Annotated in this window: 1 protein-coding gene; it reads left to right on the top strand. The window is 72.7% G+C overall.

Translation table 11 applies throughout. The features are described from left to right. Window positions 1–2,789 (top strand): sarcosine oxidase subunit alpha family protein (locus C1J00_RS41425; RefSeq protein ID WP_102913978.1); only part of this gene is annotated, 2,789 nt, incomplete at its 5' end. Between the last annotated feature and the right edge of the window lie 37 nt (window positions 2,790–2,826).

Here is a 2,826-nt window from a genome sequence, read left to right as displayed (position 1 = left end):
AGATGTGTATAAGACACAGGCCCCTCACCTTCACCTTCGACGGCACCGAATACCAGGGCTACAGGGGTGACACCCTCGCCTCCGCGCTTCTCGCCAACGGCGTCATCCAGACCGGCACCAGCATCAAGCTGGGCCGCCCCCGCGGCATCTTCTCGGCCGGCGTCGAGGAACCCAACGCGCTCATCCAGATCGAGGAGCCGTTCCCCGAGCCCATGCTCCCGGCCACGACCGTCGAGCTCTACGACGGCCTCGTCGCCACCAGCCTCCCCGGCCAGGGCCGCCTCGCCACCGAACCGGACCCCGCTCGCTATGACGCCGTGCACACCCACTGCGACCTCCTGGTCGTCGGCGCGGGCCCGGCCGGGCTCGCCGCAGCGGCGGCCGCCGCCCGATCGGGCGCCCGCGTCATCCTCGCCGACGACCAGCCGGACCCCGGCGGCAGCCTCCTCGGCACCGCCGAACACCTCGACTGGGTGGCCGCGACGACCGCCCGGCTCGACGCCGCCCCCGACGTGCGGGTCCTGCGCCGCACCACGGTCTTCGGCTACTACGACGACAACCACCTGCTCGCCGTGGAGCGCCGCACCAACCACCTCGGTGCCGGGGCTCCCGAGAACGTCTCCCGGGAGCGCGTCCACCGTATCCGGGCCCGCCGCGTCGTCCTCGCCACCGGCGCACACGAGCGCTCGTTGGCCTTCGCGGACAACGACCGTCCCGGAGTGATGCTGGCCTCCTCGGCCCGCGCCTACGTCAACCGCCACGGCGTCCTGCCAGGCCGCCACGCGGTGGTCTTCACGACCAACGACAGCGCGTACGCGGTGGCGATGGACCTGGCCTCGGCGGGCGTCGCCGTCGAGGCCGTGGTCGACACCCGTCCCGAGCCGGGGGAGTGGGCCGAACGCGCCCGCCGGGCCGGCATCGAGGTGCTGGCGGGCCACGCCGTCACCGCCACGGAAGGCGCCCCCCGTCTCACGGCCGTGACCGTCGCCCCGTACGGGGAGACGACAGGGCGACGGGACTTCGCCGCCGACCTGCTCCTGGTCTCCGGCGGCTGGAACCCGGTCGCGCACCTGTTCAGTCAGGCGGGCGGCAAGCTCCGCCATGACGAGGAGCTCGGCAGCTTCGTCCCCGACATCTGCCGTCAGGCCGTCGAGGTCGCGGGCGCCGCGAGCGGCGTCCTCGACCTCGCGCGAGTCCTGGCGCAGGGGGCGGCCGCGGGAGCCCGCGCCATCGAGGCCGAGGGCTACACCTCGCAGGCGCCCCGCCTGCCACACGTGGTGACACAGCCGCAGACGCCGCCCATGCGGGTCTTCACCGTCCCCGGCCGGGAAGGCGCGCCGCGTTTCGTCGACCTCCAACGCGACGTCACCGTCGACGACCTCGCCCGGGCGACCGGCGCCGGAATGCGCTCGGTGGAGCACACCAAGCGCTACACCACGGCCGGCACGGCCAACGACCAGGGCAAGACCTCCGGCGTCCTGGCCAGCGGCGTCGTCGCCGAGCTGCTCGGCGTGGACATCTCGGCGCTCGGCACGACCACGTTCCGGCCCCCGTACACCCCGGTCTCCTTCGCCGCCCTCGCCGGCCGCCACCGCGGCGTCCTGAGCGACCCGGTCCGCACGACGGCCCTGCACACGTGGCATGTCGCACACGGCGCTCTCTTCGAGAACGTCGGCCAGTGGAAGCGGCCCTGGTACTACCCGCGCGACGGCGAGAGCATGGAGAGGGCCGTGCTGCGCGAATGCGCCGCCGCCCGCGAGGGCGTCGCCTTCATGGACGCCTCCACCCTCGGCAAGATCGACGTCCAGGGCCCGGACGCCGCCGTCTTCCTCGACCTGCTCTACACCAACATGATGAGCACCCTGAAGGTCGGCATGATCCGCTACGGCGTGATGTGCCGCCCGGACGGAATGGTCTTCGACGACGGCACCGTCATCCGCCTCGACCGGGACCGCTACCTGGTCACCACCACGACCGGCAACGCGGCGGCCGTGCTGGACTGGATGGAGGAGTGGCTCCAGACGGAGTGGCCCGAGCTGAAGGTCCACTGCACCTCCGTGACCGAGCAGTGGGCCACCGTCGCCCTGGTCGGCCCGAAGTCCCGCGAGGTGCTCGGCTCACTCGCCCCGCAACTGGCCGTGGCCAACGACGACTTCCCGTTCATGGCCTGGCGGGACACGACCGTCGCGGGCATCGGCGCCCGGGTGTGCCGGATCAGCTTCTCCGGCGAACTCGCCTACGAGATCAACGTGTCGCCGTGGCAGGCCCTCGCCCTGTGGGAGGCGCTGTACGAGGCGGGCGCCCCGCACGGCATCACCCCGTACGGCACCGAGACCATGCACGTCCTGCGCGCGGAGAAGGGCTATCCGATCGTCGGCCAGGACACCGACGGCACGGTGACACCGCAGGATCTCGGCATGAGCTGGGCGGTGTCGAAGAAGAAGCCCGACTTCATCGGCAAGCGTTCCTTCGCCCGTGCCGACACCGTCCGTCCCGACCGCAAGCATCTGGTCGGCCTGCTCCCGGAGGACCCGGGCACGTTCCTCCCCGAGGGCACCCACCTGGTCGCCGAAAGCGTGCTGCCGGCGCCCCCCGTCCCGATGCTCGGCCACGTCACCTCCAGCTACCGCAGCGCGGCCCTCGGCCGGACCTTCGCGCTCGCCCTGGTCAAGGGCGGACGCGAGCGCATCGGTGAGCGCCTCTACGCCCCCGTCGGTGACCGGCTGGTCCCGGTGACCGTCGCGAGCCCCGTCCTCTACGACCCCGAGGGAGCCCGCCGCGATGGCTGACACCGCCCTTACCGCCCCGCCCCGCAGCCCCCTGTCG

This window comes from Streptomyces cahuitamycinicus (genome assembly GCF_002891435.1).
GTDB lineage: Bacteria > Actinomycetota > Actinomycetes > Streptomycetales > Streptomycetaceae > Streptomyces > Streptomyces cahuitamycinicus.
This window is presented reverse-complemented; position numbering and strand designations above follow the sequence as displayed.